Genomic DNA, 24,767 nt, shown 5'->3' with positions numbered 1-24,767 from the left:
CCTCCCTCGCTTCGCTCAGTCGTGTCTAAAGCACCGCTGGCCGGTGAAGACCATCGCAACCCCGCGCTCGTCGCAGGCCTCGATGACCTCCTCGTCGTTCATCGAGCCGCCGGGCTGGATGACCGCCTCGATGCCCGCGTCGGCCGCCTTCTCCACGCCGTCCGGGAACGGGAAGAACGCGTCGGAGGCCATGACGGCACCCTGCGCGTCCTTGCCCTCGGCGTGTTCCTCGGCCTTCATGGCGGCGAGTTCGACCGCGTCGACGCGGGAGACCTGCCCCATGCCGACGCCGACCGTCTCGGTGCCCTTGGCGAAGAGAATCCCGTTGGACTTCACGTGCTTCAGGACCTTCCACGCGAACAGCATCGTCTCCAGCTGCTCGTCCGTGGGTTCGGTCTCGGTGACGACTTCGAGGTCGTCGAGCGTCGGCGTCCAGAGGTCGCGCTCCTGGACGAGTCGCCCGCCGACGAGCGCCTTTTCGGTGTACGTCTCGGTGCGCTCGCCGAGTTCGCCCACGTCGCCAGACTGCGTCTGGCTGCCCGGCAGATGTAATCTGCCGACGTCGAGGACGCGGAGGTTCTTCTTCTCGGTCAGCACGTCGAGCGCGTCGTCGGTGTAGCCGGGCGCGACGACGACTTCCTTGAACGAGTCGATGATGAGTTCGGCCGTCTCGGCGTCGCACTCGCGGTTGAGCGCGACGATGCCGCCGAAGGCGCTCATGGGGTCCGTGGCGAGGGCGTCGGCGTAGGCCTCCGCGAGGGTGTCGGCGGTGGCGCAGCCGGCGGGGTTCGTGTGCTTGATGACCGCCGCGGCGGGCTCGTCGAACTCCTTGATGAGGTTGAGCGCGCCGTCGGCGTCGTTGTAGTTGTTGTACGACAGCCCCTTCGCACCCTCGTTGAGCTGGGGCGCGCCGACGACCGACGCCTCGTCGCACGTCTCGTCAACGTAGACGGCGGCGTCCTGATGCGGGTTCTCGCCGTACCGGAGTTCGTCGTAGCGGTCCTCGGAGATGACGCGGCGCTCGGGGAGGCCGGCGTCGACGTCGCCCTCGACGGTGACGGAGTCGTCTTCGACCGTCACGCGGCCCTCGGCAAACCAGCGGACTGCGCGCGGGTAGGCCTTGAACTCGGCGTCGTAGAGGACGCGCGATTTGAGGTCGTCGGCGTCGTCGTCGGTGTACACCGGGACGGCCTCCTGCGTGACGATGGGACCGGCGTCGACCTCCTCGTTGACGACGTGAACCGTACAGCCGGTCGTCTTGACGCCGGCGTCGAGGACCTGTTCGTGGGCGTCCATGCCGGGGAACGCGGGGAGCAGCGATGGGTGGACGTTGAGCGTCGTCGGCGCGGCGTCGAGGAACGTCGAGGTGAGCACGCGCATGTAGCCGTCGAGACAGACGATATCGAAGTCGTAGTCCGCGAGGGCGTCGAGGATGCGCTCCTCGTGGGACTTGCGGGCCTCGTCGTCGCCGCGTTCGACGACTTCGCTGGGGATGCCGTGTTCGTCAGCCCAATCGACGACGGGCGCGTCGGCGCGGTTCGAGACGACGACGCCGAGTTCCGCCCCGCCGGGGGCGCGGTCGGAGATGTTGCGCAGGTTTCGTCCACGGTTGCTCGCGAGACCGGCGATGGTGACCATGTGAGGATGGCGACTCGCGGTCCTCAAAGTGGTTGCGGTCCTCGACGCCGAGGTGTACTCGATTGTGTATATGTCTCTCCCACCGAGACCGAAGATGGGGGCAGAGTACGCACACTCGTGCGTACTCGTCGCTTCCGCGGCGGCGACGAACCCCCGGCGTTTAACCTCCCCCATCGTGACGACTCAGACATGACCGACGCCGACCGGCACGACCCGCTGTACGCGGTGTCCCCGCTCGACGGGCGATACGCCTCCCGAACCGCACCCCTCGCGCCGCACGTGAGCGAGGCCGCGCTCATGCGCGCCCGCGTCGAAGTCGAAGTGGAGTACCTCCTCGCGCTCGCCGGCCTCGACGCGACGCCGCTTTCGTTCTCCGAGGCCGAGCGCGCCGACCTCCGCGCGCTCTACGAGGCGTTCGACGCCGACGACGCCGACCTCGTGAAGCGGCTCGAAGTCGAGGGCGCGGCGGGCTTCTCGGCGACGAATCACGACGTGAAGGCCGTCGAGTACTTCATCCGCACCGAGACCGACGAGTCGGTCCACCCGTGGATTCACTTCGGCCTCACCTCCGAGGACGTGAACAACCTCGCCCAGCGCCTCATGGTGAAAGGCGCGGTCGAGGAGGTCATCGTGCCCGAACTCCGCGACACCCGCGACGAACTCGTCTCGCTCGCGCGGGAGTTCCGCGACGTGCCCATGCTCGCGCGGACCCACGGCCAGCCCGCGACGCCGACGACGTTCGGCAAGGAGATGGCCGTCTACGCCGCCCGCCTCGGTCGGACGCTCGCCCGCGTCGAGGCCGCGACCGACGACCTCGCCGGCAAGCTCGCGGGCGCGTCGGGCGTCTACGCGGCCCACGTCGCCGCCTACCCCGACGTTGACTGGCGGGCGTTCTCCCGCGAGTTCGTCGAGTCGCTCGGCCTCGAACACACCGCGCTCGCCACGCAAGTCAACCCCTGCGACGACCTCGCGGCGCTGTTCGACGCCGTCCGCGGCGTCAACAACGTCCTCGTCGACCTCGACCGCGACGCGTGGCTGTACGTCTCCGACCGCTACCTCGGACAGGAGGCCGTCGAGGGCGAGACCGGCTCGTCGACGATGCCGCACAAGGTCAACCCCATCGACTTCGAGAACTCCGAGGGCAACCTCTCGAAGGCAAACGCCGACCTGACGTTCCTCGCCGACTACGTGACGACCTCGCGCCTCCAGCGCGACCTCTCGGACTCCACGGTCAAGCGCAACGTCGGCGCGGCGTTCGCTCACTGTCTCATCGGCTACAAGAAGACCCAGACCGGCCTCGGTAAGGTCGTCCCGAACGAGCAGGTCATGCGCGACGAACTCGACGACACGCCGGCCATCATCGGCGAGGCCGTCCAGACGATTCTCCGCCGCGAGGGCGACACGCAGGCCTACGAGCGGGTGAAGGAGCTCACCCGCGGCCGCGAGGTGACCCTCGACGACTTCCACGACCTGTTTGCGGACCTCGACGTGGACGAAGAAACCCGAGAGGAACTGCTCGCGCTCACGCCCGCGACGTACGTCGGGCTCGCGGACGAACTCGTCGACGACATCGACAACTGAACCGAGGGTCGAGTCGTCGGGTCGGCAGGCGGCGGCCCGACGAAGCGACGCGCGCTTTTTCCCCGGTCGGTCGAACGCGCCGCTGAGTCGAGCGAGCGTCAGGAGAAAACCGAAACCGCCTCAGAGGCCGACGGGCACGGGATATCGGCCTCGGCGCGGTTCGGGCACGGGTTCGGCGGCGAGCGCCGGCACGGGTGGGCTGGACAGGCTGGTCCGCGCAGTGCGGTTCGTCATGGGCTGGTACGACGACGCAGGGCGCTCACCGTGGCCGAATTATTTACTCATCATAGAATAAGTCTTTTGGTGGGGTGGTGCGTTGGTGGAGGTATGAAAGCAATCGCCGTCGAGCGCGGGGAAGATAAGCCGGTCGTCATCGAGAAGCCGCGACCGGAACCCGACGCCGGGGAGGCGCTGGTCCGAACGCTTCGGGTCGGCGTGGACGGGACGGACCACGAGGTCATCGCCGGCGGCCACGGCGGATTCCCCGAGGGCGAAGACCACCTCGTGCTCGGCCACGAGGCGGTCGGCGTCGTCGTCGACCCGAACGACACCGAACTGGAGGAAAGCGACATCGTCGTGCCGACGGTCCGCCGCCCGCCGGCGTCGGGGACGAACGAGTACTTCGAGAAGAACCAACCCGACATGGCCCCCGACGGGATGTACGCCGAGCGCGGCATCGTCGGCGCGCACGGCTTCATGTCCGAGTACTTCACGAGTCCGTCGGACTACCTCGTCCGCATCCCGCGCTCGCAGGCCGAACTCGGCTTCCTCATCGAGCCCATCTCAATCACCGAGAAGGCGCGGGAGCACGCCTACGCGAGCCGGTCGGCGTTCGACTGGAACCCCTCGTCGGCGCTCGTCCTCGGCAACGGGAGCCTCGGACTCCTGACGCTCGCCATGTTGAGAGCCGACGACAAGGGCTACGAGGAGCTCTACTGCCTCGGTCGGCGCGACCGACCGGACCCGACTATCGACATCATCGAGAAGCTCGGCGCGACCTACGTCGACTCCCGCGAGACGCCGGTCGAAGAGATTCCGGGCGCACACGAGGACATGGACTTCATCTACGAGGCGACCGGCTTCCCCAAACACGCCATCCAGTCGGTGCAGGCGCTCGCGCCGAACGGCGTGGCCGCGCTCCTCGGCGTCCCGAGCGACTGGGAGTTCGAGGTCGACGCCGGCGCGTTCCACCGCGAGATGGTGCTCCACAACAAGGCGCTCGTCGGCAGCGTCAACTCCCACGTCAAGCACTTCGAGGCCGCGACCGTGACGTTCACCAAGCTTCCGCGGTGGTTCCTCCGCGAGTTGGTCACGGGCGTCCATCCGCTTTCGGAGTTCGAAGCAGCATTCGAAGACGACGACACCACTATAAAAACCGCCATCGAATTCGGTACTGTATGAAGAACGTCGACGACCTCATCGCCAGCGCGGCTGAGCTCGCGGACCGCGGCCTCTCGAAAGGCGAGATTGCCGACGAACTGAACGTCTCCCGCGAGACCGCCAGCTGGCTGGTCGAACGAAGCGGCGCGGCGACCGAACCCGAACCCCGTGCGGAGCCCGAAGGCCCCGACGATATCCACGTCGACTGGAACGCCATCGGGAGCGGCGGCAAGCGCCTCACCTACGTCGGGCGCGCGCTCGCCGACCTCCTCATGGAGACGAACGGCGAGGCCGACGTGACCGTCGGCATCGAGAAAGCGGGCGTCCCGCTTGCGACCTCCGTCTCGCGCGAACTCGAAACGACGCTCGGCGCGTACTCGCCCGCGAAACACCAGTGGGACGAAGGCGACCTCGAAGACCTCGGCGGCGGCTTCTCCCGGAACTTCTCGCCCGTCGAGGGCCGCGACTGCTTCATCGTCGACGACACGGTGACGAGCGGCACGACCCTCCGCGAGACCATCGACGCCATCCGCTCGGAGGGCGGCGAACCCCTCGCGTGCGTGGTCATCGTCGACAAGCAGGGTGTCGAAGAGATAGACGGCGTCCCCGTCCACTCCCTCATCAACGTCGTCCGCGTCGGCGAGCAGTAAGCGTCGGCTCGGTCGGGACGGTTCGTCGGTTCCGGATTGACCGCGACGCAACTCCTTTGTCCGCCCGGCCGTTATCTGGGTGCATGACGTTCCAACCGGAGAGTTTGGACCCCGAAGAAGTGCAGACCCGCGTCGACGAGGCCGTCGCTGACAACCGCGTCGTCCTGTTCATGAAGGGCAACCGCCTGATGCCGCAGTGCGGCTACTCCGCGAAGGCGGTCGACCTCATCTCCCAGTACGTCGACGAGTTCGAAACCGTCGACGTGCTGCCCGCGCTCCCGCACTACCGCGAGGCGCTCAAGGAGAAAAGCGACTGGGAGACCATCCCCCAGACGTTCGTCGACGGCGAGTTCGTCGGCGGCAGCGACATCCTCGAAGAACTCGACGAGCGCGGCGACCTCGAAGCGACGCTGACCGGCGCGAACTGACCCCGGGAGCGACCCCCGACAGACCGCCGGACAGCGGCCCGACGCCGACTTTGTTGCTCTCGCCTACCGAGAAGGGGAGGCCATATAAGCCTCGAACTCGTACACGAACACAGGTATCGCCATCCGGGTGCGCTCGCACCGTGGCTCTCGTCGATACCGAAGCCAACAATGTCAGGCCGCGTATATCGACTACATTCGACGTTGGAACTGCCACTCGAAGACGTGATGGACTACTTCGAAAACGACCCAGAACTGCCGCCTGAGGTCGAGAACGTAGACATCACCCGCCGAAACAACACTCTCATCATCAAAGCCGTCTCCGCCGACGACAACCTCAGCAAGTACACGCCGACGGCCCAGTTGAAAGCGAGCGTGACGGAAAATCGCGTCTACGAAGAAGAGCCGCCCCGAGCGGGCGCGCCCAACTGGGGAGACGAAGAAGAAGAGGAGATTCCCTCCGAACTCGTCGAGTTCGCCTGCTTCAAAGGCGACCTCGAAACCGTGCTCCAGAACACGGCGCTTCAGTACCCGATGTTCCTCGTCCTCCGCGAGATTGCGATGCTCTCGGAGAAGGGGACGCTGACCGCCATCACCGAGGAAAGCGACGAACTGCAAGCGACGCGCATCGTCGAAGGCGAGGTGCGTGCCGCCTCCGTCGAAGTCGTCGAGAACCCCCAGCAGAACGGTTCCTCGGACAGCGGAATCAACTGGCGCGACAACAAGTTCATCTCCTAAACGCGTCGTATCTCCTCATCCCGTCACCGCCGAACCGCGTGAGCTAGCGGCCCAAATCGTGCTCGGCGGTATCACGCGTCACACTACGCCTCGGGCAAAAAGCATTTACACCGCCTAATTAGATGTAATTACACATCATGTCGGAAGCCGAATCCTTCCCGGACTACCTCGACGTCGACTACACCGACGGCGAAGGTGAGACGCCGGAGGACTACCCGAGTATCGAGGACAAAATCGAGAAGGCCATCGAGGTCACGAAGCAGGGTCTCGAACAGTACGAGAACCCCGCGGTGATGTGGACCGGCGGGAAGGACTCGACGCTCACGCTCTACTTCATCAAGGAGGTCGCAGAGCGCTACGACCTCGAAGTGCCGCCGGCGGTGTTCATCGACCACTACCAGCACTTCGACGAAATCATGGACTTCGTCGAGCACTGGGCCGAGGAGTGGGACCTCGACGTCATCTGGGCGCGCAACGAGGACGTCGGCGCGTACGTCGACGAGAACGGCCTCGAACCCGGCGACGACATCCCGGTGTCCGAACTCTCCGAGCACAACCAGCACCACGTCCGCGAGATTCTCGAATACGAGGAAGACACGTTCCCCTTCCTGCTCGACACCTACGTCGGCAACCACCTGCTGAAAACCGTCGCGCTCAACGACACCCTCGAAGAACACGACATCGACGGCGTCATCTCCGGCGTCCGCTGGGACGAACAGGAGGCCCGCGCCGACGAGACGTTCTTCAGCCCCCGTCACGACCCCGACATCTACCCCCCGCACGACCGCATTCAACCCATCCTCCAGTTCGAAGAGAGCGCCGTCTGGGACGCCTTCTGGTACTTCGCGGTCCCGGACACCGTCGAGAACTACCCCGAGGACGGCTACGTTCCGACGAGCGACACCGACCTCCCCGAGGGCGTCACCCAGGAGGACGTACCCGTCTCGCCGAAGTACTTCGCCGGCTTCCGGAGTCTCGGCAGCGAGGTCTCGACCGACAAGTCCGCCGAGGAACCGGCGTGGCTGCAGGACATGGAGAACACGACCGAGCGCGCGGGCCGCGCCCAGGACAAAGAGGACCTGATGGAGCGCCTGCGCGACCTCGGCTACATGTGACGACGGCCGACGCCTGACGCGAACGCCGCGTCACGGCCACCTTTTTCGCGGCCCCCGCTTCGAGAGCGACCGCGACCGTCCCACAGCGGAAACAGCGATAGTCTCCGCGGCCGAGTCTTGCTGTATGGCTCACACGTTCCCAGACTACCTCGACCTCGACTACGACGACGGCCGCGAGGCGACCGCCGCGGACTACCCGACGCTGGCGGACAAACTCGAAAAGGCAGCGACAGTGGCCGCGACCGCCTTCGAACAGTACGAGCGCCCGGCCGTCATGTGGACCGGCGGGAAGGACTCCACGCTCGTCCTCTACGTCGTCCGCGAGGTCGCCGCCGACACGGGCGTCGACGTGCCGCCCGTCGTCTTCATCGACCACTTCGAGCATTTCGACGAGACCGAGGCGTTCGTCCGCGAGTGGGCCGACCGCTGGGACCTCGACCTCGTCGTCGCCCGCAACGAGGAGTTCGCGCGCCTCGGCGCGTCGCCCGGCGACGAGATTCCCCTCGCGGACCTCGGCGACGATACCCGCCGCGAACTCGCCCGCCTCGGCCACGAGAGCGAGACCGTCGTCCTCGACGCCGACAGCTTCGAGGGCAACCACCTCTTGAAGACCGTCGCACTCAACGACACGCTCGAAGCCCGCGGCTTCGACGGCGTCTTCTCGGGCGTCCGCTGGGACGAACAGGAGTCCCGCGCCGACGAGACGTTCTTCAGCCCCCGCCACGACTCCGAGAAGTACCCGCCGCACGACCGCGTTCACCCCATCCTCCAGTTCGAGGAGACCGACGTGTGGGCGGCGTTCTGGGAGTACATCGTCCCCGACTCGGTCGAGGGCTATCCCGCGGGCCACGTCCCCGCGTCCATCGACGACCTGCCCGACGGCGTCGAACCCGCGGACCTGCCCGTCTCGCCGAAGTACTTCGAGGGCTACCGCTCGCTCGGTACCGAATCCGGGTCCGCGAAGTCCGACGACCGCCCCGCGTGGGCGCAGGACCTCGGCGCGAGCGCGGAACGCGAGGGGCGCGCGCAGGACAAAGAGGACCTGATGGGTCGGCTCCGCGATTTGGGCTATATGTAGTCCGGAGGGCTATCGAAACGAGTCCGCGGCGTGCACACCGTAGCGCCTAACTCCTCCAACGCGCTATCGCCTCCATGACATCCGAGTGGGTCAGTCTCTTTTCCGGCGGCAAGGACTCCTCGTGGGCGCTCTACCGCGCGCTCGAAGAGGGGTTGAACGTCACCCGCCTCCTGACCGTCCACCCGAGCGACGACTCGTACATGTACCACGTGCCGGCGACCGACCTCGCCGCGCTCGCCGCCGAGAGCACCGGCATCGAACTCGTCGAGGTCCATCCCGGCGACCTCGAAGCGACCGCCGCCGCCGACTCCGGCGCGCAGGGCGACGCCGAACTCGAACCCCTCGAAGCGGCGCTGTCGGACCTCCAAGCCGAGATGGACCTCGCGGGCGTCACCGCCGGAGCCATCGAAAGCGAGTTCCAGACCGACCGGATTCAGGCGATGTGCGACCGCCTCGACATCGACCTGTTCGCCCCGCTGTGGCAGGAAAACCCCCGCGAACTGGGTAACGCGATGCTGGCGGCGGGCTTCGAAATCACCATCATCCAGGTCGCGGCTCACGGCCTCGACGAGTCGTGGCTCGGCCGGACGCTCGACGCCGACGCGCTCGACGAACTGGAGGCGCTCAACGACCAGTACGGCGTCCACATCCTCGGCGAAGGCGGCGAGTTCGAGACGCTCGTCACCGACGGGCCGCACATGGACCGCCCCATCGAACTGGAGTACGAGACGGAGTGGGAGGGGACCCACGGCCGCCTCCGCATCACCGACGCGTTCCTCGGGGAAGAATCAGGATAAGAACTCGCGGCCGGGTTGCGGGTTCGGCCCGCGGACCGCGTTACTGCCCGTTCGTCAACCGCGAGTGCGCCCCGATGAGGGCGTTCGAGAGGTCGAGGCTCTCGATGTGCGTCTCCTCGTCGACGATGGAGTTCTTGAGCTCCGCCTTTCGGATGACCGCGCCGGGGAACACCACGGACTCTTCGAGGACGGAGTCTTCGACCACCGCGTCGGCCATGACGTGGACGTTGGTGCCGACCTCGGTGTTCGTGAGCGTCGCCGACTCGTGGACGAAGTTCTCGCCGTCGAGATACCACGCCACGGCGTCGAGGTAGCTCTGGGGCGTTCCGATGTCGAACCACGCCTCGTCGAACGTGTAGGCGAACAGGTCGCCCGTCTGTTGGAGCCACTGCATGAACCAGCCGGGCTCGTCGGGGTTGTTGTCGCCGGAGAGATACTCGTCGAACTTGGGCAGGTCGTCCGCCGGGATGGCGTAGCAGGCGATGGAGACGAGCGTGCTCTTGGGGTCCTCGGGCTTCTCCTGGAAGTTGATGACGCGGTCGCCGTCGAGTTCGACGAGGCCGTACGCCTTCGCGCGCTCTTTGTCACCCACGTCGTAGGCGGCGAGACACGGCTCGTTTTTCTCGTAGAAGAAGTCCACGAAGTCGCCCACGTCGAAGCTGATGAGGTTGTCGCCCGCGATGACGACGAGGTCCTCGTCGACCTCCTCGCGGTCGATGAGTTGGGCGAGCGCGCCGACGACGCCGAACTTCTCGTCTTCCTCGCTCGTGTCTTCGACCGACAGCGTCGGCTTGTCGAACGGCGACTCGTCGATGTACTCCTCGAACGCGCCGGCGAAACGCTCGTTCGTGCTCACGAACACCTCCGAGACCCGGTCGTCGGCTTCCAGGTCTTCGAAGATGGTGTCGATGACCGTCTGGTCACCGACGGGTAAGAACATCTTGGGTCGGTGTTTGGTAATCGGCCACAGACGCGTCGCGTACCCACCGGCAAGGACGACTGCCTTCATACACCCCACGTCCAGCCACGTGGACAAGGCCTTTTTGCATCCTCTCTATCTTGCTGACATTTCTCGGCCGCCGGCGGCGCAAGGGATTTTCCCTTCGACTCCCAATCGAGCGATATGACAGCCCGGGAGTCCGACACGACGGCCCGCCAGCGCATCGCCGACGCCCTCCGCGACGACCCCGCGACAGCCTCCGAACTCTCGGCGAGCGTCGGCGTCTCGGTGTCGTCGGTGTACGGCCACCTCCAGCACGTCGCCCGAACGGTCCACGGAGAGGACGGCGAACAGTTCCTCGTCGCGCCGCCGGAGTGCAAACACTGCGGCTTCACCGCCTTCGACGACCCCGTGAACTACCCCTCGCGGTGTCCGGAGTGCCGAAGCGAGGGCATCGAAGAAGCCGTGTTCAAAATCGAGTAGCGAGCGCGGTTAAAACGACGCGATGGTTCGGTTGTGGTAGTCGAGAAACGCGGCATCGAGGTCGTGGTCCTCGCGGACAGAAAGCGAAGCCCCGTCTAACTCGCGTTCGTAGGCGTGGGCGATGGTGTACGTCTCGGGGTCGACGGCTATCATTCCGTAGTCGAAGTCCGCGTGGTGGTCGGGGCAGAGAACGAGCAGGTTCGCCTTGACGTCCGGGCCATCGTGGGGCCGCCCGAGCGGTTTGAGATGGTGCGCCTCGGCGTACCCGTCGTGAACCCCCCGGCGACGACGCTCCCCACAGACTTGGCACGTGTGGGAGTACCGCGCTTTCAACTCGGCCGCAAGTGTCGTGTTCCGAATGATTCGGCTCCGCGTCGTCTCGGTGCGTTCCGCGGGCGCGAGGTCTGCGGCGGCTTCCTCGTCGTCGACTCGCTCCCGCGTTTCGTGACGGCGGCGGAGCACGAATCGATAGACGTCCCTGCCGTCGCCTTCGAACGGTCCGCACGCGTAATCGACGACCTCGACTTGGCCCTGATACTCCCAGTCGGCCTCTCCCGACTCGCGGTGGAAGAAGAATATCGGTAACGGGTGGCGTTTCGCCCGCGCCAGAAACTTGTTCCCGCCGGTGAGCGTCTGGTCACCGGTCCGTCCTTCTCCGACGTACGTGAACTCGCCGCCGGTCACGTCGTCACCGTACGGCCCGGTGTCGCTCGAAAAGAGACGGAGATACCGTTGGTCGTCGTCGTCGTAACAGATTTCGATGCCTCGCCCCGTCATGCCGCGGTCGAACCGGGAGCTGAGTTCTGACCCGCTCAACCGTTCGCCGGGTTCGAGCGAGAGCGCTGCGAGTTCCACAGCAGTTTCGACGACCGACCGACGAAAAAACGTTCTCCTGCGGCGGGCGGTGTCCCCGGGTGGGACCGACTCGTCCGCGGCTTACAGTTCGTCCAACAGCGTCTGGGCCGCCGCGGCCGACGAACCGGGGCCGCGCGCGGTGATGAGGTCGCCGTCCACGGTGACGCTGGTGTCGCTGTCGAGTTCGGCGTCCCAGACGCCGCCGGCGGCCTTCACCTCGTCTTCGACCCAGTACGGGAGCTTCCGGCCGTCGGGCATCAGGTCGTCGTCGTCGACGATACCCTCTTCCCACTCGTTGGGGAAGCCGGTGACCTCGCGCCCCTCGACGAGGAACGAGCCGTCGGCCTCGCGGGTGAATCCGAGGATGCCGACCGCGTGGCAGACGACGAGCGCCTTCGAGTCGTCGCCGGCGACCGCCTGCAAGAGCGCCTGTCGGGCGTGTCGGTCCTGATTGACGTCCCACGCGGTCCCGTGACCGCCGGGGAACACCACGGCGTCGTACTCGTCGGCGTCGACCTGTGCAATCGGCTTCGGGTTCTGGAGTCGCTCGTCGTTCTCGTGGACCTCGACGACGCGCTCTGCGAGTTCCTCGCCGACCTCCTCGGGGTCGACAGAGCGCTCGTCGACGACCGGGACGCCGCCCGTCGGCGTCGCAACGGTTACGTCCACGCCGGCGTCGGTCAGAGTCGTAAGCGGCTCGATGCATTCCTCTCCCCAGTAGCCGTCTTCGCTGACGATGAAAAGCGCCGATGTCATCGCTCCCGAGTACGGCCCGGGCACAAAAAGGCCCCGCGGAGGCGGAAATCCGCGGGCGAAAGTGACGCGGCTCTGACGCCGCGGCCGTGTCGGTGTCGGGTCAGTCGTCGCCGTGCTCGTCGACGATGACGACCTCGCCGTCTTCGACGGTCACGTTGATGAGCGTCTTGACGTGGTGGTCCGAGTCGTCGAGTTCGTTCGGGCCGGCCTTCTTGATGATGGCGACGGTGTCGACGACGTCCGCGCCGATGTGGTCGAGCGCGTCGAGGACGGCCTTCATCGTGCCGCCGGTCGACAGCACGTCGTCGAGTACGAGCACGCGGTCGCCCTCGTTGACGTCGTTGATGAACATGTCGCCCTCGGAGTAGCCCGTCTGCTGGTGGAGCGACACCTCGCCGTCGAGGCCGTACTCGCGCTTGCGGATGACGACGAGCGGGATGTCCGTCATCAGCGAGACGGCCGTCGAGATGTGGATGCCCATCGCCGCCGGCGTGACGATTTTGTCGACGTTTTCGAGGTTCGCCTTGCGGATGATTTTGATGACGATTTCGCGGAGGAGCCCCGGTTCCAGCATCGGAACACCGTCGCTGATGGGGTGGACGAAGTACTCGTAATCTCCTTTTTCGATGATCGGCGCGTCGAGAAGGGACTGCCGCAACTGGTCCATGGCGCTCGTTCCGCCGGTCGGGCATAAAATGTGGCGGTTCGGAGGCTCTCGGACACGCCGACCCACGCCGTACGGTATCGCGTCTCGCGGTCGAACGCAGTCGAGCGCAACCGCTCACGACCGTGTTCGCGACTCGGAGCGCGAGGCTCCGAGGGCGGTTACATCCCGCCGAGAAGCTGTGACGCGGTCTTCACCAGCGGCTCGACGCTCTCGTCGGGGTCGACGAAAAGCAACATCCCGCGGCCGCCGCAGTAGACCTGTAACACGCCGTAGCCGTCGCGTTCCTCGAAGCGGTACTCGACGCTGTTTTGCACCGGGCTCAGCCCGGAAAACAGCCCGCGTTCCATGAACTCGCGCCGAGTCTCCTCGGCGAGCGAACTCAGGTGCGCCACGAGCTCGTCGCGACTCCGAAAGTCCTCACGGACGGTCTCGCCGACGTGGAACAGGTCGAACGCCGTCGCACCGTAGACGGCGACCAGCGAGACTGCCCCCTTCGCAGTCCCCCGGAGCGCCTCCATCGCGACCTCGCTATCGGGTCCCGGTCCGTTGACGGATGCCATCCGTGACGGGTCGATTATCATTCGTTTCCCCCCTTGCCCTGACGCCGCGCGTCTCCCTGCCCGGAGCGCGCGCCTGGACGTATCATGAATCTCAGATAGTCAGTTGTTGCTATAAATGTGGAGGTGGAATTTCGCTCGTTGAAAAACAGCGCGCTACGCGGGGTATGATGGCTGTTTTCGGCCACCTACGTCGAGCGTGTTCCGACGCGACACCGGATATAGTGAGGAACCATGATTGATTCGACCCCGCGTCGTCAGTTGTTCTCTGACTCGACTTGATCGCCCGATACCGGGGGTGTCGAGCGGGATTCGGTCCGGAACCCCTCGTCCGAAAGGGAGACGACCGTCTCGTCGAAGTCGCACTCGTAGCGGCGGCAGTGGGTCCCGTCGTCGCGAACCTCGGTCGTCGAGGTGACGAGGCCGCACTCGCACAGCCGGTCGAGCCGTCGGTACACGGTCGGAAGCGAGAGGTCGAGCGTCTCACCGAGTTCCTTCGCGGTGCGAGAGTCGCGGCGGAGCGCCACGAGCAGCGCCCGGGACTCGGTGTCTCCGAGTATATCGAGGAGTTCGTCGCTCGACACACGTCCGTCCATCCTGATGAAAGCCTCCGAATGAGCGTACAAAGTAGTTGCGCCCCTGCGACCGTGACCGCCTTCGGTGCGAACAGGCGGGTGAGAGAGGGCCGAACCGGGGACTCCGCGACTATGACAAACGATACTGCTTACGTAACACCTCGCGTGCGGACGAAGACGGTTGACAACGGGACCGCCTCCCTCGCGAACGACGCGGTGGGGTCGCGCGCGGCCGTCGGTGAGAGGACCGCCGCGACGCGTGAGTACAGCGCCGGCCGAGTCGCGCGCGGACGAATCCCGCCGGCGCGACAAATATTCTCGAACGGACGAATGTACTCTGAGACGTAGTATGGTCGGCTGAGGATATAAATTTCGCCCTCCAAAGAAAATCATGAAAATCAGAAAAACGTAGAAGAAATCGACCGACCGTCAGATTTCGACGCCGAACAGCCAACGGGTTTGACAACACCTAAGTCGGCGGTCCCCGCAATTTCCCCCGTGCAACCCACACCGGAAGTCGTCCTCGCGGTCGTCTTCTTGCCGTTTCTCGCCGCGGCGTTCACCCCGGTAGTCTACCGGCTCTTCGGTGAGCGCACGGCGTACTTCGCGGCCGCCGTCGCGTTGGTCACGCTCGGCCTCGTGACGGACCTGTATCTCGCGGGGGCGCACGGAACCGTGCCGCTCGAATGGATTCCCTCGCTCGGAATCTCGCTGGCGTTTCACGTCGACGGGTTGGCGCTTCTCATCGCCTTCCTCGCCAGCGGCGTCGGCGTGCTCATCCTCACGTACTCCGGAGGATACATGCACGGCGAACCGGGCCAGGCGAAATACTACGCGACCCTGTTGGCGTTCATGGGCTCGATGCTCGGCGTCGCCCTCGCGGGCGACCTCGTCGCCCTGTTCGTCTTCTGGGAGCTGACGAGCCTCTCGTCGTTCATCCTCATCGGCCACTACACCGGGGAGAAGGCCTCCCAGTACGCCGCCCGGAAGTCGATGCTCATCACCGTCTCCGGCGGCCTGTTCATGCTGGTCGGCTTCCTGCTTCTCGTCTGGGCGTCCGGCCAGACGGGAGCCATCGAGGGAACGACGTACAGCATCCCGGTTTTGGTCGAACACGCGGACGCGATTCGCGAGGTCCTGACGGCCTCCGGCCTGCTCGTCCCCGTGCTCGTCCTCGTCGGCCTCGGCGCGGCGACGAAGTCCGCGCAGGTCCCGTTCCACGTCTGGCTTCCCAACGCGATGGAGGCACCGACGCCGGTCTCGGCGTTCCTCCACTCCGCGACGATGGTCAAAGCCGGCGTCTACCTCGTCGGCCGATTCCGCCCGCTTTTCCTCCCCGAGGACGCGGCGGTGCTCGGTGAATGGACGCTCATCTTCGCCGTGCTCGGCCTGTTGACGATGACCGTCGCGGCCATGCTCGCGGTGAGCGCGACCGACATCAAGGAACTGCTCGCGTACTCGACGGCCTCGCACCTCGGCCTCATCATCGCCGCCTTCGGCTTCGCCAACAGCTACGGCGCGGAGGCCGGCGCGTTCCACATCCTGAACCACGCGAGCTTCAAGGCCGCGCTGTTCATGGTCGCGGGCATCATCGCCCACGAGGCCGGAACCCGGAACATCGACCGCCTCGGCGGGCTCCGAAAACACCTGCCCGTGACGGCCGTCATCGCGGTCGTCGCGTCGCTGTCGATGGCCGGCTTCCCGCCGTTCAACGGCTTCTACTCGAAGGAACTGCTGTTCGAGTCGACGTACTACGCCGCCGAACACATGGGCGGCGTCGCGTGGGTCTTCCCCGTCGTCGCGGTGTTCGGGAGCGTCTTCACGTTCCTCTACTCCATCAAGTTCGCCTCGCTGTTCTTCGGCGACGAACCCGACGGCCTGGGTCACGTCCACCGCCCGCCCGCGGCGATGCTCGTCCCGCCGGCGATTCTCGGCGCGCTCGTCCTCGCCATCTCGGCCCAGCCGAACCTCTTTATCGAGGGGCTCATCGGCGACGTATACGGCAGCGTCGTGCCCGGCGAGGCCCACTCCTTTTCGGTCCACTTCCCGACCGAACTCACCCCGTACGTGATTATGAGTCTCATCACCATCGTCGTCGGTGCGGCCGCCTTCCCGTTCTACGACCGCATCCACGACGCCATCAACGCGGCCCTGCGCGGCCCCGTCCGCGCGAACTGGTGGTACGACAACTTCGTCGAGGGGCTGACCACGACGAGCGTCGCCGTCACGCCGAAGATTCAGACCGGCCTCCTGCGCACCTACGCGACGTGGGGCCTCTTCGGCTTCGTCGCGCTCGCGCTCGGCGGCTACGCGGCCGCCGGCGTCTCCATGCCCGGATTCAGTACACTCAGCGTCTCGATTCCCATCGTCCTCGTGCTCCTCGTCGCGCTCGTCGCCGCCTTCGCGGTCGACGTCGCGCCGTCGCACGTGGCGGGCGTCCTGACGCTGTCTATCGTCGGCTTCATGGTCGCCATCTTCTACATCCTCGCGGACGCGCCCGACCTCGCGTTGACCCAACTGGTCGTCGAGACGCTCGTGTTGGTCATCTTCCTGCTCGTCTTGGACCGCCTGCCGGCGTTCTACGGCGACGCGCCGGACCGACTCGTCTCCGTCCGCGACGGTCTGCTGTCGCTGGCCGTCGGCGGCACGGTGTTCCTCACCGTGCTGCTGTCGACGGACGCCTCGCCCGACCCGCTCTTACAGGAGTTCTTCGTGGCACGGGCGGGCGTTCCGGCGGAACACGGGCCGTTCTTCGCGGACTACGGCGGCGGCTCGAACATCGTCAACGTCATCCTCGTCGACTTCCGTGGCATCGACACCATGGGCGAGATTTCGGTCGTCGTGATGGCGTCGCTCGCCATCCTGACGCTGATTCGCATGCGAACGCGGGGTGAGACCCAATGAACGGCTCGTCCGGCCGGACGACCGTCATCTCGCGGACCGTCGCGCGCATCGTCGTCCCCATCATCCTGGTGACGGCCATCGCGCTGCTGTTCCGCGGGCACAACCTCCCCGGCGGCGGCTTCATCGGGGCCGTCCTCGCGGCCGCCGCCTTCGCGCTCGTCTACATCATCTTCGGGCTGGAGTTCATCCAGCGCGAGGTGCTCGCCATCAAACCCGACGGCTCGGAGCAACACCGACTCGTCGAGACCTACCGCTGGATGGCCTCCCTCGGCCTCGCAATCGCCGTGGGGTCCAGCCTCGCCCCGCTCGCGTTCGGCGCGCCGTTCCTGACGCAGGGCGTGCTCTTCTTGGAGCACCTGCCCCTCTACGGCGAGCTCGAGGTCGCGAGCGCGTTCGCCTTCGACCTCGGCGTCTTCTTCGCCGTCGTCGGCGGCCTGCTCACCATCGTCGCGGAGGTCGGTAACGAATGACCCAGTTCTTCCTCGCCGCCACGCTCGGCGTCCTGTTCAGCATCGGCACGTACCTCGTGCTCCGACGCGACGTGGTTCGCGTCGTCTGGGGTATCAGCATCATCAGCCAATCGGCCAACGTCTACCTCGTCACCATGGGCGGATTCGACGGCCTCGCGCCCATCCTCTCGGGCCACGGCGCGAGCGGGCCCGCGCCCTCGGACCCCATCGTGCAGGCGCTCGTCCTCACCGCCATCGTCATCGGCTTCGGGACGACCGCGCTCGCGCTCGTGTTGACCTACCGGGTGTACGAGGAACACGGAACAATCGATATGTACGAACTCGGAGGGAGCAGATGAGCACGCTCGTCATCGCACCGCTCCTCGTGGCGCTCGTGACGGCGATTCTGACGCTGCTCACGCGCCCGAGCGACATACTCCAACGGACGGTCAGCCTGCTCGGCGGCGTCGCCTATCTCGTCGCCGTCGCCGCCCTGTTCGACGCCGTGGTCCTGCCGCTCGGCGGCGAGTCGACCACGCTCGTCTATCAGGTGTCGAACTGGGCCGCGCCGTTCGGTATCACGCTCGTCGCCGACGCCCTGTCGGCGTTCCTGTTGGCGCTCACCGGCTTCGTGTCGCTCCTGACGCTCGGCTACTCCGTCGCGTCGGTCGGCTCGTTCGGCCAGCGCCTCAGCTACCACACGCTGTTCCACTTCATGGTGGTCGGCGTCACCGGCTCGTTCCTCACCGGCGACATCTTCAACCTGTTCGTCTGGTTCGAGGTGATGCTCATGTCGAGCTACATCCTCGTGCTGTTTTACTCCGGTCGCGAGCACACCCGCGCGGCGCTCAACTACGTCGTGCTCAACCTCATCGGGAGCGCGGTGATGCTCGTCGCCATCGGCGGTCTATACAGCACGACCGGGACGCTCAACATGGCCGATATCGCCCGGCGACTGGCCGAACCCGCCGCCTACGACATCGAACTCCTGCCGACGCTCGGCCTGTCGGCGGTGCTGTTTTCGGTGTTCGCTCTGAAGGCCGGCCTCGCGCCCTTCCAGTTTTGGGTTCCCGCGGCCTACCGCGCCGCGCCGTCGCCGGTGACCGCGATGCTCGCCGGCGTCGTGAAGAAGGTCGGCGTCTACGCCATCGTTCGGCTCTACTTCACCATCTTCGCCGCGGCGTCTATCGACATCGGCTTCCTCGGCATCACCGGGGAGTCGTTCCTCGGCTTCTTCGGCCCGGTCATGTTCGTCATGGCCGCGGTCAGCATCGTCCTCGGCGGCATCGGCGCGGTCGGCCGCGACGACGTGGACGGCATCCTCGCGTACTCCTCCATCAGTCAGGTGGGCTTTATCGTCCTCCCGCTGGCGGTGGCCGCCACCGCGCCGTCCGAGGCGGTTCGCGTGCTCGGCGTGACCGCCGCGCTGGTCTACGCGTTCAACCACGGTCTCGCCAAGAGCCTGCTGTTCCTCGCGAGCGGCACGCTCAAAGACGTCGTCGGCAGCGACCGCCTGTCCGACCTCGGCGGCCTCGCCGACAGGGCGCCGGTGCTCGCGGCGGGCTTCCTGCTCGGCGCGCTGACGCTCATCGGCGTCCCGCCGCTGTCGGGCTTCTTCGGGAAGTATCTCGTCTTCCAGGCGGCCGCGGAGTCGTTCGCCGCGGGCGGGGCCGGCGCGGGACTCGCGCTCGCCGTCGCGCTCGCCGGCGCAATTCTGACTATCGCCTACTACACCCGCGCGTGGAACGCGGTGTTCTGGGGTCGCCCGAGCGACCTCGTCGACGCCGCGCTCCCCGAGCGCTGGTCGGTCGGCTCCGGCGACGTGGCGATGACCGACGGCGGTGACGACGGCCTCAAACGGCTCGAACTCACCACGCAGGTGACCGTCGTCGTCGCGCTCGCCGTCGCCGCCATCGGCTTCGGTATCGGCTTCGAGGCGCTGTTCGGTGCCGCGGACGCCGCGGCCCGCGCCGCCGTCGACACGAACGGCTACGTCGACGCCGTGCTGCACGGTCCGGGCGTCGGCTTCGAATCCGGCGGGGGTGGCCACTGATGAGCCGCCGCTGGCCGGTTTCGGGGCTCGTCATGGCCGTCCTCTGGCTGTTCGTCCGCGGCGTCGAACTGACGCCGCAGCGCCTGCTGGAGGAGTTCATCATCGGCCTCGGCGTCGGAATGGGCATCGCCTTCTTCTTCCGGCGGTTCTACGGGGACGAAGCACCCATCGCGCGGAGCCTCCGCGTCGCGCCCTACGCGGCGCTGTACCTCGCGACGTTCCTCTGGGAACTCCTCACGGCCAACGTCGACGTGGCGGTGCGGACGCTGTCGCCGTCGATGCCTATCGACCCCGCCGTGGTCGAGGTGCCGCTCCGCGTGCGGACGCCGCTCGCCATCACGACTATCGCGAACAGTATCACCCTCACTCCGGGGACGCTGACCATGGACTACGACGACGAAACCAACTCGCTGTACGTGCACAGCATCGACGGGAGCGACCCCGACGGCATCCTCGAACCCATCCGCCGCTGGGAGGACTACGCGCTCGTCATCTTCGACGAAGAACTGAAACCGGGCGACCCCGCGCCGCAAGTCGAGGGGGGCCCCGCGGACGGCGGCGACGCGCCCGCCGCCGCGACGGGAGGTGAGCAACATGGCTGAGCCCGCGTACCTCGCGTGGATGGACTCCGTGCTCTTCGCCGGCCTCGCGCTCGCCGCGGGGCTGACGCTCCTCGTGAGCTACCGCGTCATCCGCGGGCCGACGGTGCCCGACCGCGTCGTCGCGCTCGACACCATCGGAACGAACGTCGTCGCCATCGCGGCGCTGTACGCCATCTGGAGCCAACAGGGGTACTTCGTCGGCGTCAGTCTCGTGCTCGCCATCATCGGCTTCATCAGCACGATTACCGTGGCTCGGTACGTCACGGAGGGGGACATCATCGAATGACCGCCGCAGAGACCGCAGCTGCCGCGACGACGGTCGGTCCCGTCCGCGCGGCGCTCGTCATCCTCCTGACGCTCGTGGGGAGTTTCTTCCTCGTCGTCGGGACCATCGGTCTGCTCCGGTTCCCCAACGTCTACAACCGGATGCACGCCACCTCGAAGGCGACCACGCTGGGGGCGGCGTCCATCGCGCTCGCCGCGACGGTGTACTACCTGCCCCACGGCGACGGACTGATGGCGCTCGTCACGGTGTTGTTCCTGTTCCTCACCGCGCCGACGGGCGCGCACATGATTTCGCAGGCCGCCCAGCGCATGGGCGTCCCGTTCCTCGACGGGGTCACGTGGCCCAAGCAGGTCGCGTCGGCCGACGCCGACGGCGCGGACGGCACCGACGCCGACGCCGCAGGCGGCGACGACTGACGACCCGCCGAAGGCCTATTTTTCCAACTCGGTCGCCAGTTCGGCAGCGACGCGAGCGCCCAGTCCGTCTTTCGACCCGACGTACTCGCTCGTCTCGTCGGCACGGACGACGAGCGCGCGGGTCTCCGAGTCGCCCATCACGGAGGCGTCGTTGGCGACGACGAAGGCGAGGCCGACGCGGTCCATGATGCGGCGGGCCTCGCCGGCCATCGCCTCGTCGTCGCCGGTCGTCTCGGCCTTGAAGCCGACGATGGGGAGGTCCGGGTGCGACTCGCGGACGGTGTCGATGAGCTTCGGCGCGGGTTCGAGGTCGAGCGTGCGCGCCTCGCCGGAGCGAATCTTCTGGTCGGCCGCCTCGACGGTGAAATCCGAGATGGCGGCCGCGGAGACGAGCGCGTCGGCGTCGGCGTCGACCGCGGCCTCGACGGCGTCCAGCATCTCGGCGGCCGACTCGACGGCGAGCACGTCGGCGTAGTGCGCGTCGTCGCCGTCGTGGACGAGCGTCACGTCCGCGCCGCGAACCGCGAGCGCGCGGGCGACGGCGCGGCCCGTGCGACCGGAGGCGCGATTCGAGAGCGTGCGGATTGGGTCGATGGACTCGGTCGTCGCGCCGGCGGTGACGACGACGGATGTTCCGGCGAGCGTCTGGTCGGTCGTCGCTTTGGCCACGCCGGTGACGATGGCCTCCTCGGTGGCGATTTTCGCCTTCCCCTCCTCGATGCGCGGGTCGACGAACTCGACGCCCCACGACCGCACCCGCTCGATGGCGTCGAGGACGCCGGGGTGGTCGTACATGGGTTCGTGCATCGCGGGCGCGACGACGACCGGAACGCCCGCCCCGAGGGCGGTGGTCGCGGTGGTCGTCACCGGAGAGTCGTCGATGGCGGCCGCTATCTTGCCGACCGTGTTGGCCGTCGCGGGCGCGACGAGGAACACGTCGGCCCAGCCGTCGCGGCCGCAGAGGTCGACGTGTTCGACGCGGCCGGTAATCTCGGTCACCACGTCGTCGTCGGTGGCGAACTCGACCGCCCACGGGTGGATGATTCCCGTCGCGGCGTCGGTCATCACCGCGCGGACCGACGCGCCCCGGCGGCGGAGTTCGTGCGCCAACTCGACGACTTTCACGGCCGCGATACTCCCCGTCACCCCGAGCGCGACGTTCACACCTTCGAGCATTCACTCGTCTCTGCGCCCGCGACCCGCTAAAAGGATTCGCGTCCGCGGGCGACCGCGGGACCGACGGGCGGTCCGCCCGCGGCGTGAGTGGGTGTTACTCGTCGAGTCGCCCGAGTTCGTCGTCGACGAGGCTCGGGTGGGTGCGCTGGGGCTCGTCGTGCGGCCCGGCGAAGAACTCGCGCATGACCTCGCGGGACTCGCGCTCGCGGCGGGCGCGCTCGTCGGCGTCTATCTCCTCGCAGGCCGGCGGCACCTCGCGGCCGCGGTCGGTGAAGTAGCCGGTCGGCGCGACCCAGTCGTTGTAGAACGCCGTCCCCGAGTCGTGGACCAGCGTGATGGCCGTCTCCGCGGCGTCGCCGGCGGCGACGACCGCCTGATGGTAAATCTCGGTCAGCCGACCCGCGGCGTAGATGCCGGGGACGTCGGTCCGGCCGAGGTCGTCCACGCCGACGTAGGTTTTCGACCCGGCGGCCCGGAGGTCGACGCCCGTGTCTTCGAGGTACGAGGCGTCGGACCACGAGGCCGCGACGACCCGGGACGCCTCGACGGTCTCTTCGCCGTCGTCGGTCTCGACGGTCGCCCGGAACAGCGGGTCCTCGTCGTCACCGAGCACGTCGAGGTCGGTCACGCGGCCGGTCAGTCGGCCCGCGCCGTTACGGTCGGCCTGCTCGGAGAGGAGGTCGGTAAACAGCCGACTGTTGACGCCCGCCGGGAAGCCGGGGACGTTTTCGAGGTGGGCGTTCCGGCGAACGATTGGCTCGCCGTCGTTGACGACGAGGGTGTCGAGGTCGGCGCGCGCGAGGAACGTCGCGGCGGTGAGGCCGGCGACGCCGCCGCCGACGACGAGCGCGTCTCGTGGAGTCGTCTGACTCATGTCGTGCGATAGCTCAGCGGCGAGTAAAACCGTACGGATGTCGCTGAACGCTGCCGATTTCCGCCCGGAGGCGGTTCGGGCTACCGACCCAGCGACGCGCTCGGGTCGTTGAGCCAGCGGTTCTCGATTGCCTCGACGCTGACGAGGCCCGCCGAGCCGGGTGCGTGCCCCGCTCCGTTCTTCGGTGACATTCGGAGCCGGAGCCGCCAGCGCCCGTCAGACAGCGCCTCGCCGTCGAGAAAGCGCACGGTTCGCTCCGGCGTCCGCCGGACGAGAGCCACGGCGAGCGGTAGCGTCGGAATCCGGCCGGTCCGCTCCGCGAGCGCGTAGTCCCCGAAGGTGAGCTCCCACGTCCGGGAGCTGTCGTCGCCGTCGGTCCGTGCGTCGGTTCGGGCGTCGGCACCGGCAGTTCCAGCCGCCTCGGCGTCGGGTATCGGCCGCACCGAGTAGCCCTCGACGAAGCCGACGGCTTCGAGGTGTCGAAGCGCCGCGTCCACGGGGTTCGGCGTCGGGGTCGGACAGAACAGCCCGGCCGCCGTCTCGACGACCGCCCGCTGCTCGTCGGCCGAGAGGCGAACGTCCAGTTCGCTCATCAGGCTCCACACCAGCGTGAGACAGAAGTCGTCGCGGTCGTCGACGACCTCGGCCAGCGTGAGGTACGTCTCCATCGCGGCGGTCTCGGCCTCCCGATAGCCGAGTTCCGACAGCCCCTCGAACAGCGCGCCCGCGGTGTCGTGGCAGAACGCGCTGTATCGGGCGTACTCGTCCGCCGACTCCTCGGCGGCCCGCGGCGGTCCCTCGGCCACCTCGTACACGAGCGGGTCGTCGTACGGGCTGTTCGGGTCGTAGCGCCGGAGCGCCGCCCGGTAGTCCCGCGTCAGTTCCGCGGCCTCGCCGGCGGCGCGCCGGCCCGGAAACCGCTGTCCTGCGGCGGCTCCGGGCGGCGAACCCGTGCGGCCGCACACAACTGCGTAGTCGCCGTCGGAACACGCCAGAGACCGAATCTCGGCTCTGATGTCCCGAAGCGTCCCCCCCACCATCTCGGCTGTATGTCGAGACACCGACCGATTATAGGTTGCGATTGCGAGGGCGTCCGCGCCGCGCGAGCGAGCGACACGGCCCACAAGGCTTTGGTCCCGCCGACTCCATTCGACGCTCGTGGACGAGATAGCCGTCAGCACCGTCGTCTACCTGCCGCCCGAGGAGATATACGAGTTCCTCGTCGACTTCCCGCGGTACGCCGACTACTCGAAGCACCTGCGGGACGTTCGGCAGTCGGGCGACGGGTCGCCGGGCACGCGGTACGCCCTGTACTTTTCGTGGTGGAAGCTCACCTACACCGCCGAGTCGAAGGTGACCGACGTCACCCCGCCGACGCGAATCGACTGGACCATCACCAAGGACGTACACGCCGTCGGCCGCTGGCGAGTCGAGGAACTCGACGACCTGCCCGACGGGGGCGAGGCCCCGCCGGACGCCGACACCGCCTGCCGCGTCTTCTTCGAGGTCGAGTACGACCCCGACAGCGTCTCCGCGGGCGACGTCGACCTCCCGCGGTTCGTCTCGCTCGGGTGGGTCATCGACAAGCTCCGGCCGGTGCTCCAGAAGGAGGCGGAGCGAATCGTCGAGCGCATCGTCGCGGACATCGAGGGGCGACCGCGGCGCGTGGAACTGACGATACACTCGAAACCGGGGTCGTGAGCGTCGGTGCCCCGGGGATTCGAGAAGGGAAATGCACATACGCGCCCGCGGTCCAACACAGGGGTATGACA

The 24,767-nt window shown here is 67.2% G+C and carries 27 protein-coding genes; 17 read left to right on the top strand and 10 right to left on the bottom strand.

Annotated features, from left to right (window positions below; all coding sequences use genetic code 11):
• Positions 1–15: 15 nt before the first annotated feature.
• A complete protein-coding gene (purH, locus tag DVK03_RS05495; protein WP_115802409.1) occupies positions 16–1,638 on the bottom strand; it encodes a bifunctional phosphoribosylaminoimidazolecarboxamide formyltransferase/IMP cyclohydrolase in 1,623 nt (540 codons plus the stop codon).
• A gap of 189 nt (positions 1,639–1,827) precedes the next feature.
• On the opposite strand from purH, the gene purB reads away from it, so the two are divergent.
• The 8 genes from purB (at position 1,828) to DVK03_RS05455 (ending at position 9,402) form a co-directional block, all read left to right on the top strand.
• Positions 1,828–3,219 carry an adenylosuccinate lyase gene (gene purB / locus DVK03_RS05490; protein WP_115802408.1) on the top strand — a complete coding sequence of 464 codons (1,392 nt, stop codon included), beginning with the start codon at positions 1,828–1,830 and terminating at the stop codon, positions 3,217–3,219.
• Positions 3,220–3,546: 327 nt separating this feature from the next.
• Positions 3,547–4,620, top strand: a complete 1,074-nt coding sequence (locus DVK03_RS05485) for a glucose 1-dehydrogenase (RefSeq protein WP_115802407.1) — start codon at positions 3,547–3,549, stop codon at positions 4,618–4,620.
• Positions 4,617–5,249 (top strand): transcriptional regulator GfcR, encoded by a 633-nt coding sequence (gfcR, locus tag DVK03_RS05480; RefSeq protein ID WP_004043856.1) that lies wholly within the window; start codon positions 4,617–4,619, stop codon positions 5,247–5,249. The genes DVK03_RS05485 and gfcR overlap by 4 nt, the downstream gene beginning before the upstream one ends.
• Before the next feature lie 83 nt (positions 5,250–5,332).
• Positions 5,333–5,677 carry a glutaredoxin gene (locus DVK03_RS05475; protein WP_004043857.1) on the top strand — a complete coding sequence of 115 codons (345 nt, stop codon included), beginning with the start codon at positions 5,333–5,335 and terminating at the stop codon, positions 5,675–5,677.
• Positions 5,678–5,845: 168 nt separating this feature from the next.
• Positions 5,846–6,412, top strand: coding sequence for a hypothetical protein (locus DVK03_RS05470; protein ID WP_004043858.1), 567 nt, complete (start codon positions 5,846–5,848; stop codon positions 6,410–6,412).
• A gap of 137 nt (positions 6,413–6,549) precedes the next feature.
• Positions 6,550–7,527, top strand: coding sequence for a phosphoadenosine phosphosulfate reductase family protein (locus DVK03_RS05465; protein ID WP_004043859.1), 978 nt, complete (start codon positions 6,550–6,552; stop codon positions 7,525–7,527).
• Between the two features lie 124 nt (positions 7,528–7,651).
• Positions 7,652–8,605, top strand: a complete 954-nt coding sequence (locus DVK03_RS05460) for a phosphoadenosine phosphosulfate reductase family protein (protein ID WP_115802406.1) — start codon at positions 7,652–7,654, stop codon at positions 8,603–8,605.
• Positions 8,606–8,679: 74 nt separating this feature from the next.
• Positions 8,680–9,402, top strand: coding sequence for a diphthine--ammonia ligase (locus DVK03_RS05455; protein ID WP_115802405.1), 723 nt, complete (start codon positions 8,680–8,682; stop codon positions 9,400–9,402).
• A gap of 40 nt (positions 9,403–9,442) precedes the next feature.
• Here the strand turns inward: DVK03_RS05455 and DVK03_RS05450 are convergent, their stop codons facing one another.
• Positions 9,443–10,411, bottom strand: coding sequence for a sugar phosphate nucleotidyltransferase (locus DVK03_RS05450; protein WP_115802404.1), 969 nt, complete (start codon positions 10,409–10,411; stop codon positions 9,443–9,445).
• A 114-nt stretch (positions 10,412–10,525) separates the two neighbouring features.
• Between DVK03_RS05450 and DVK03_RS05445 the strand changes: the two genes are divergently transcribed.
• Positions 10,526–10,825, top strand: a complete 300-nt coding sequence (locus tag DVK03_RS05445; RefSeq protein WP_004043863.1) for a transcriptional regulator — start codon at positions 10,526–10,528, stop codon at positions 10,823–10,825.
• A gap of 9 nt (positions 10,826–10,834) precedes the next feature.
• On the opposite strand, the gene DVK03_RS05440 is transcribed toward DVK03_RS05445, so the two are convergent.
• The 5 genes from DVK03_RS05440 to DVK03_RS05420 all read right to left on the bottom strand — a co-directional run bounded on the left by DVK03_RS05440 (position 10,835) and on the right by DVK03_RS05420 (position 14,256).
• Positions 10,835–11,680, bottom strand: coding sequence for an HNH endonuclease (locus DVK03_RS05440; RefSeq protein ID WP_004063971.1), 846 nt, complete (start codon positions 11,678–11,680; stop codon positions 10,835–10,837).
• Positions 11,681–11,761: 81 nt separating this feature from the next.
• Positions 11,762–12,436, bottom strand: coding sequence for a type 1 glutamine amidotransferase domain-containing protein (locus DVK03_RS05435; protein WP_004063973.1), 675 nt, complete (start codon positions 12,434–12,436; stop codon positions 11,762–11,764).
• A gap of 100 nt (positions 12,437–12,536) precedes the next feature.
• Entirely contained in the window at positions 12,537–13,103 is a 567-nt protein-coding gene (gene hpt, locus DVK03_RS05430) for a hypoxanthine/guanine phosphoribosyltransferase (RefSeq protein ID WP_004043866.1), read from the bottom strand.
• A 158-nt stretch (positions 13,104–13,261) separates the two neighbouring features.
• Entirely contained in the window at positions 13,262–13,663 is a 402-nt protein-coding gene (locus DVK03_RS05425; protein ID WP_004043867.1) for a hypothetical protein, read from the bottom strand.
• A gap of 254 nt (positions 13,664–13,917) precedes the next feature.
• Positions 13,918–14,256 carry a winged helix-turn-helix domain-containing protein gene (locus tag DVK03_RS05420; RefSeq protein ID WP_006600481.1) on the bottom strand — a complete coding sequence of 113 codons (339 nt, stop codon included), beginning with the start codon at positions 14,254–14,256 and terminating at the stop codon, positions 13,918–13,920.
• A gap of 477 nt (positions 14,257–14,733) precedes the next feature.
• Here DVK03_RS05420 and mbhE point away from each other — a divergent pair, with 477 nt between their 5' ends.
• The 7 genes from mbhE to mnhG are packed head-to-tail and all read left to right on the top strand — an operon-like array spanning position 14,734 to position 20,945.
• Positions 14,734–17,139 (top strand): hydrogen gas-evolving membrane-bound hydrogenase subunit E, encoded by a 2,406-nt coding sequence (gene mbhE, locus DVK03_RS05410; protein ID WP_115802403.1) that lies wholly within the window; start codon positions 14,734–14,736, stop codon positions 17,137–17,139.
• Positions 17,136–17,609 carry an MnhB domain-containing protein gene (locus tag DVK03_RS05405; RefSeq protein ID WP_004043870.1) on the top strand — a complete coding sequence of 158 codons (474 nt, stop codon included), beginning with the start codon at positions 17,136–17,138 and terminating at the stop codon, positions 17,607–17,609. Before mbhE ends, DVK03_RS05405 begins: the two co-directional genes overlap by 4 nt.
• Positions 17,606–17,947 carry a sodium:proton antiporter gene (locus tag DVK03_RS05400; RefSeq protein WP_004043872.1) on the top strand — a complete coding sequence of 114 codons (342 nt, stop codon included), beginning with the start codon at positions 17,606–17,608 and terminating at the stop codon, positions 17,945–17,947. The genes DVK03_RS05405 and DVK03_RS05400 overlap by 4 nt, the downstream gene beginning before the upstream one ends.
• On the top strand, positions 17,944–19,641 hold the full coding sequence (locus DVK03_RS05395) for a Na+/H+ antiporter subunit D (protein WP_004063983.1): 1,698 nt from the start codon (positions 17,944–17,946) through the stop codon (positions 19,639–19,641). The genes DVK03_RS05400 and DVK03_RS05395 overlap by 4 nt, the downstream gene beginning before the upstream one ends.
• Positions 19,641–20,243 (top strand): Na+/H+ antiporter subunit E, encoded by a 603-nt coding sequence (locus DVK03_RS05390; RefSeq protein WP_115802402.1) that lies wholly within the window; start codon positions 19,641–19,643, stop codon positions 20,241–20,243. Before DVK03_RS05395 ends, DVK03_RS05390 begins: the two co-directional genes overlap by 1 nt.
• Entirely contained in the window at positions 20,236–20,529 is a 294-nt protein-coding gene (locus DVK03_RS05385; protein ID WP_004063987.1) for a monovalent cation/H+ antiporter complex subunit F, read from the top strand. The genes DVK03_RS05390 and DVK03_RS05385 overlap by 8 nt, the downstream gene beginning before the upstream one ends.
• Positions 20,526–20,945: a monovalent cation/H(+) antiporter subunit G gene (gene mnhG, locus DVK03_RS05380; protein ID WP_004063989.1), complete on the top strand. Its 420-nt coding sequence runs from the start codon at positions 20,526–20,528 to the stop codon at positions 20,943–20,945. Before DVK03_RS05385 ends, mnhG begins: the two co-directional genes overlap by 4 nt.
• A gap of 15 nt (positions 20,946–20,960) precedes the next feature.
• Here mnhG and coaBC read toward each other — a convergent pair whose 3' ends face one another.
• The 3 genes from coaBC to DVK03_RS05365 form a co-directional block, all read right to left on the bottom strand.
• The gene (coaBC, locus tag DVK03_RS05375; protein WP_115802401.1) at positions 20,961–22,121 is read right to left on the bottom strand and encodes a bifunctional phosphopantothenoylcysteine decarboxylase/phosphopantothenate--cysteine ligase CoaBC; all 1,161 of its coding nucleotides are present in this window, start codon (positions 22,119–22,121) and stop codon (positions 20,961–20,963) included.
• Positions 22,122–22,215: 94 nt separating this feature from the next.
• Complete coding sequence (locus DVK03_RS05370) at positions 22,216–22,995, bottom strand: FAD-dependent oxidoreductase (RefSeq protein WP_115802400.1); 780 nt, start codon at positions 22,993–22,995, stop codon at positions 22,216–22,218.
• 80 nt (positions 22,996–23,075) lie between these two features.
• Entirely contained in the window at positions 23,076–24,035 is a 960-nt protein-coding gene (locus DVK03_RS05365; RefSeq protein ID WP_008609896.1) for a hypothetical protein, read from the bottom strand.
• A gap of 118 nt (positions 24,036–24,153) precedes the next feature.
• On the opposite strand from DVK03_RS05365, the gene DVK03_RS05360 reads away from it, so the two are divergent.
• Positions 24,154–24,696, top strand: a complete 543-nt coding sequence (locus DVK03_RS05360) for a type II toxin-antitoxin system RatA family toxin (RefSeq protein ID WP_008609897.1) — start codon at positions 24,154–24,156, stop codon at positions 24,694–24,696.
• The last annotated feature ends 71 nt before the right edge of the window (positions 24,697–24,767 follow it).

It is taken from the genome of Haloferax sp. Atlit-109R (assembly GCF_003665865.1).
Taxonomy (GTDB): Archaea; Halobacteriota; Halobacteria; order Halobacteriales; family Haloferacaceae; genus Haloferax; species Haloferax volcanii.
The sequence above is the reverse complement of the archived record's forward strand: the minus strand, read 5'-3'. Positions and strand labels throughout refer to the sequence as shown.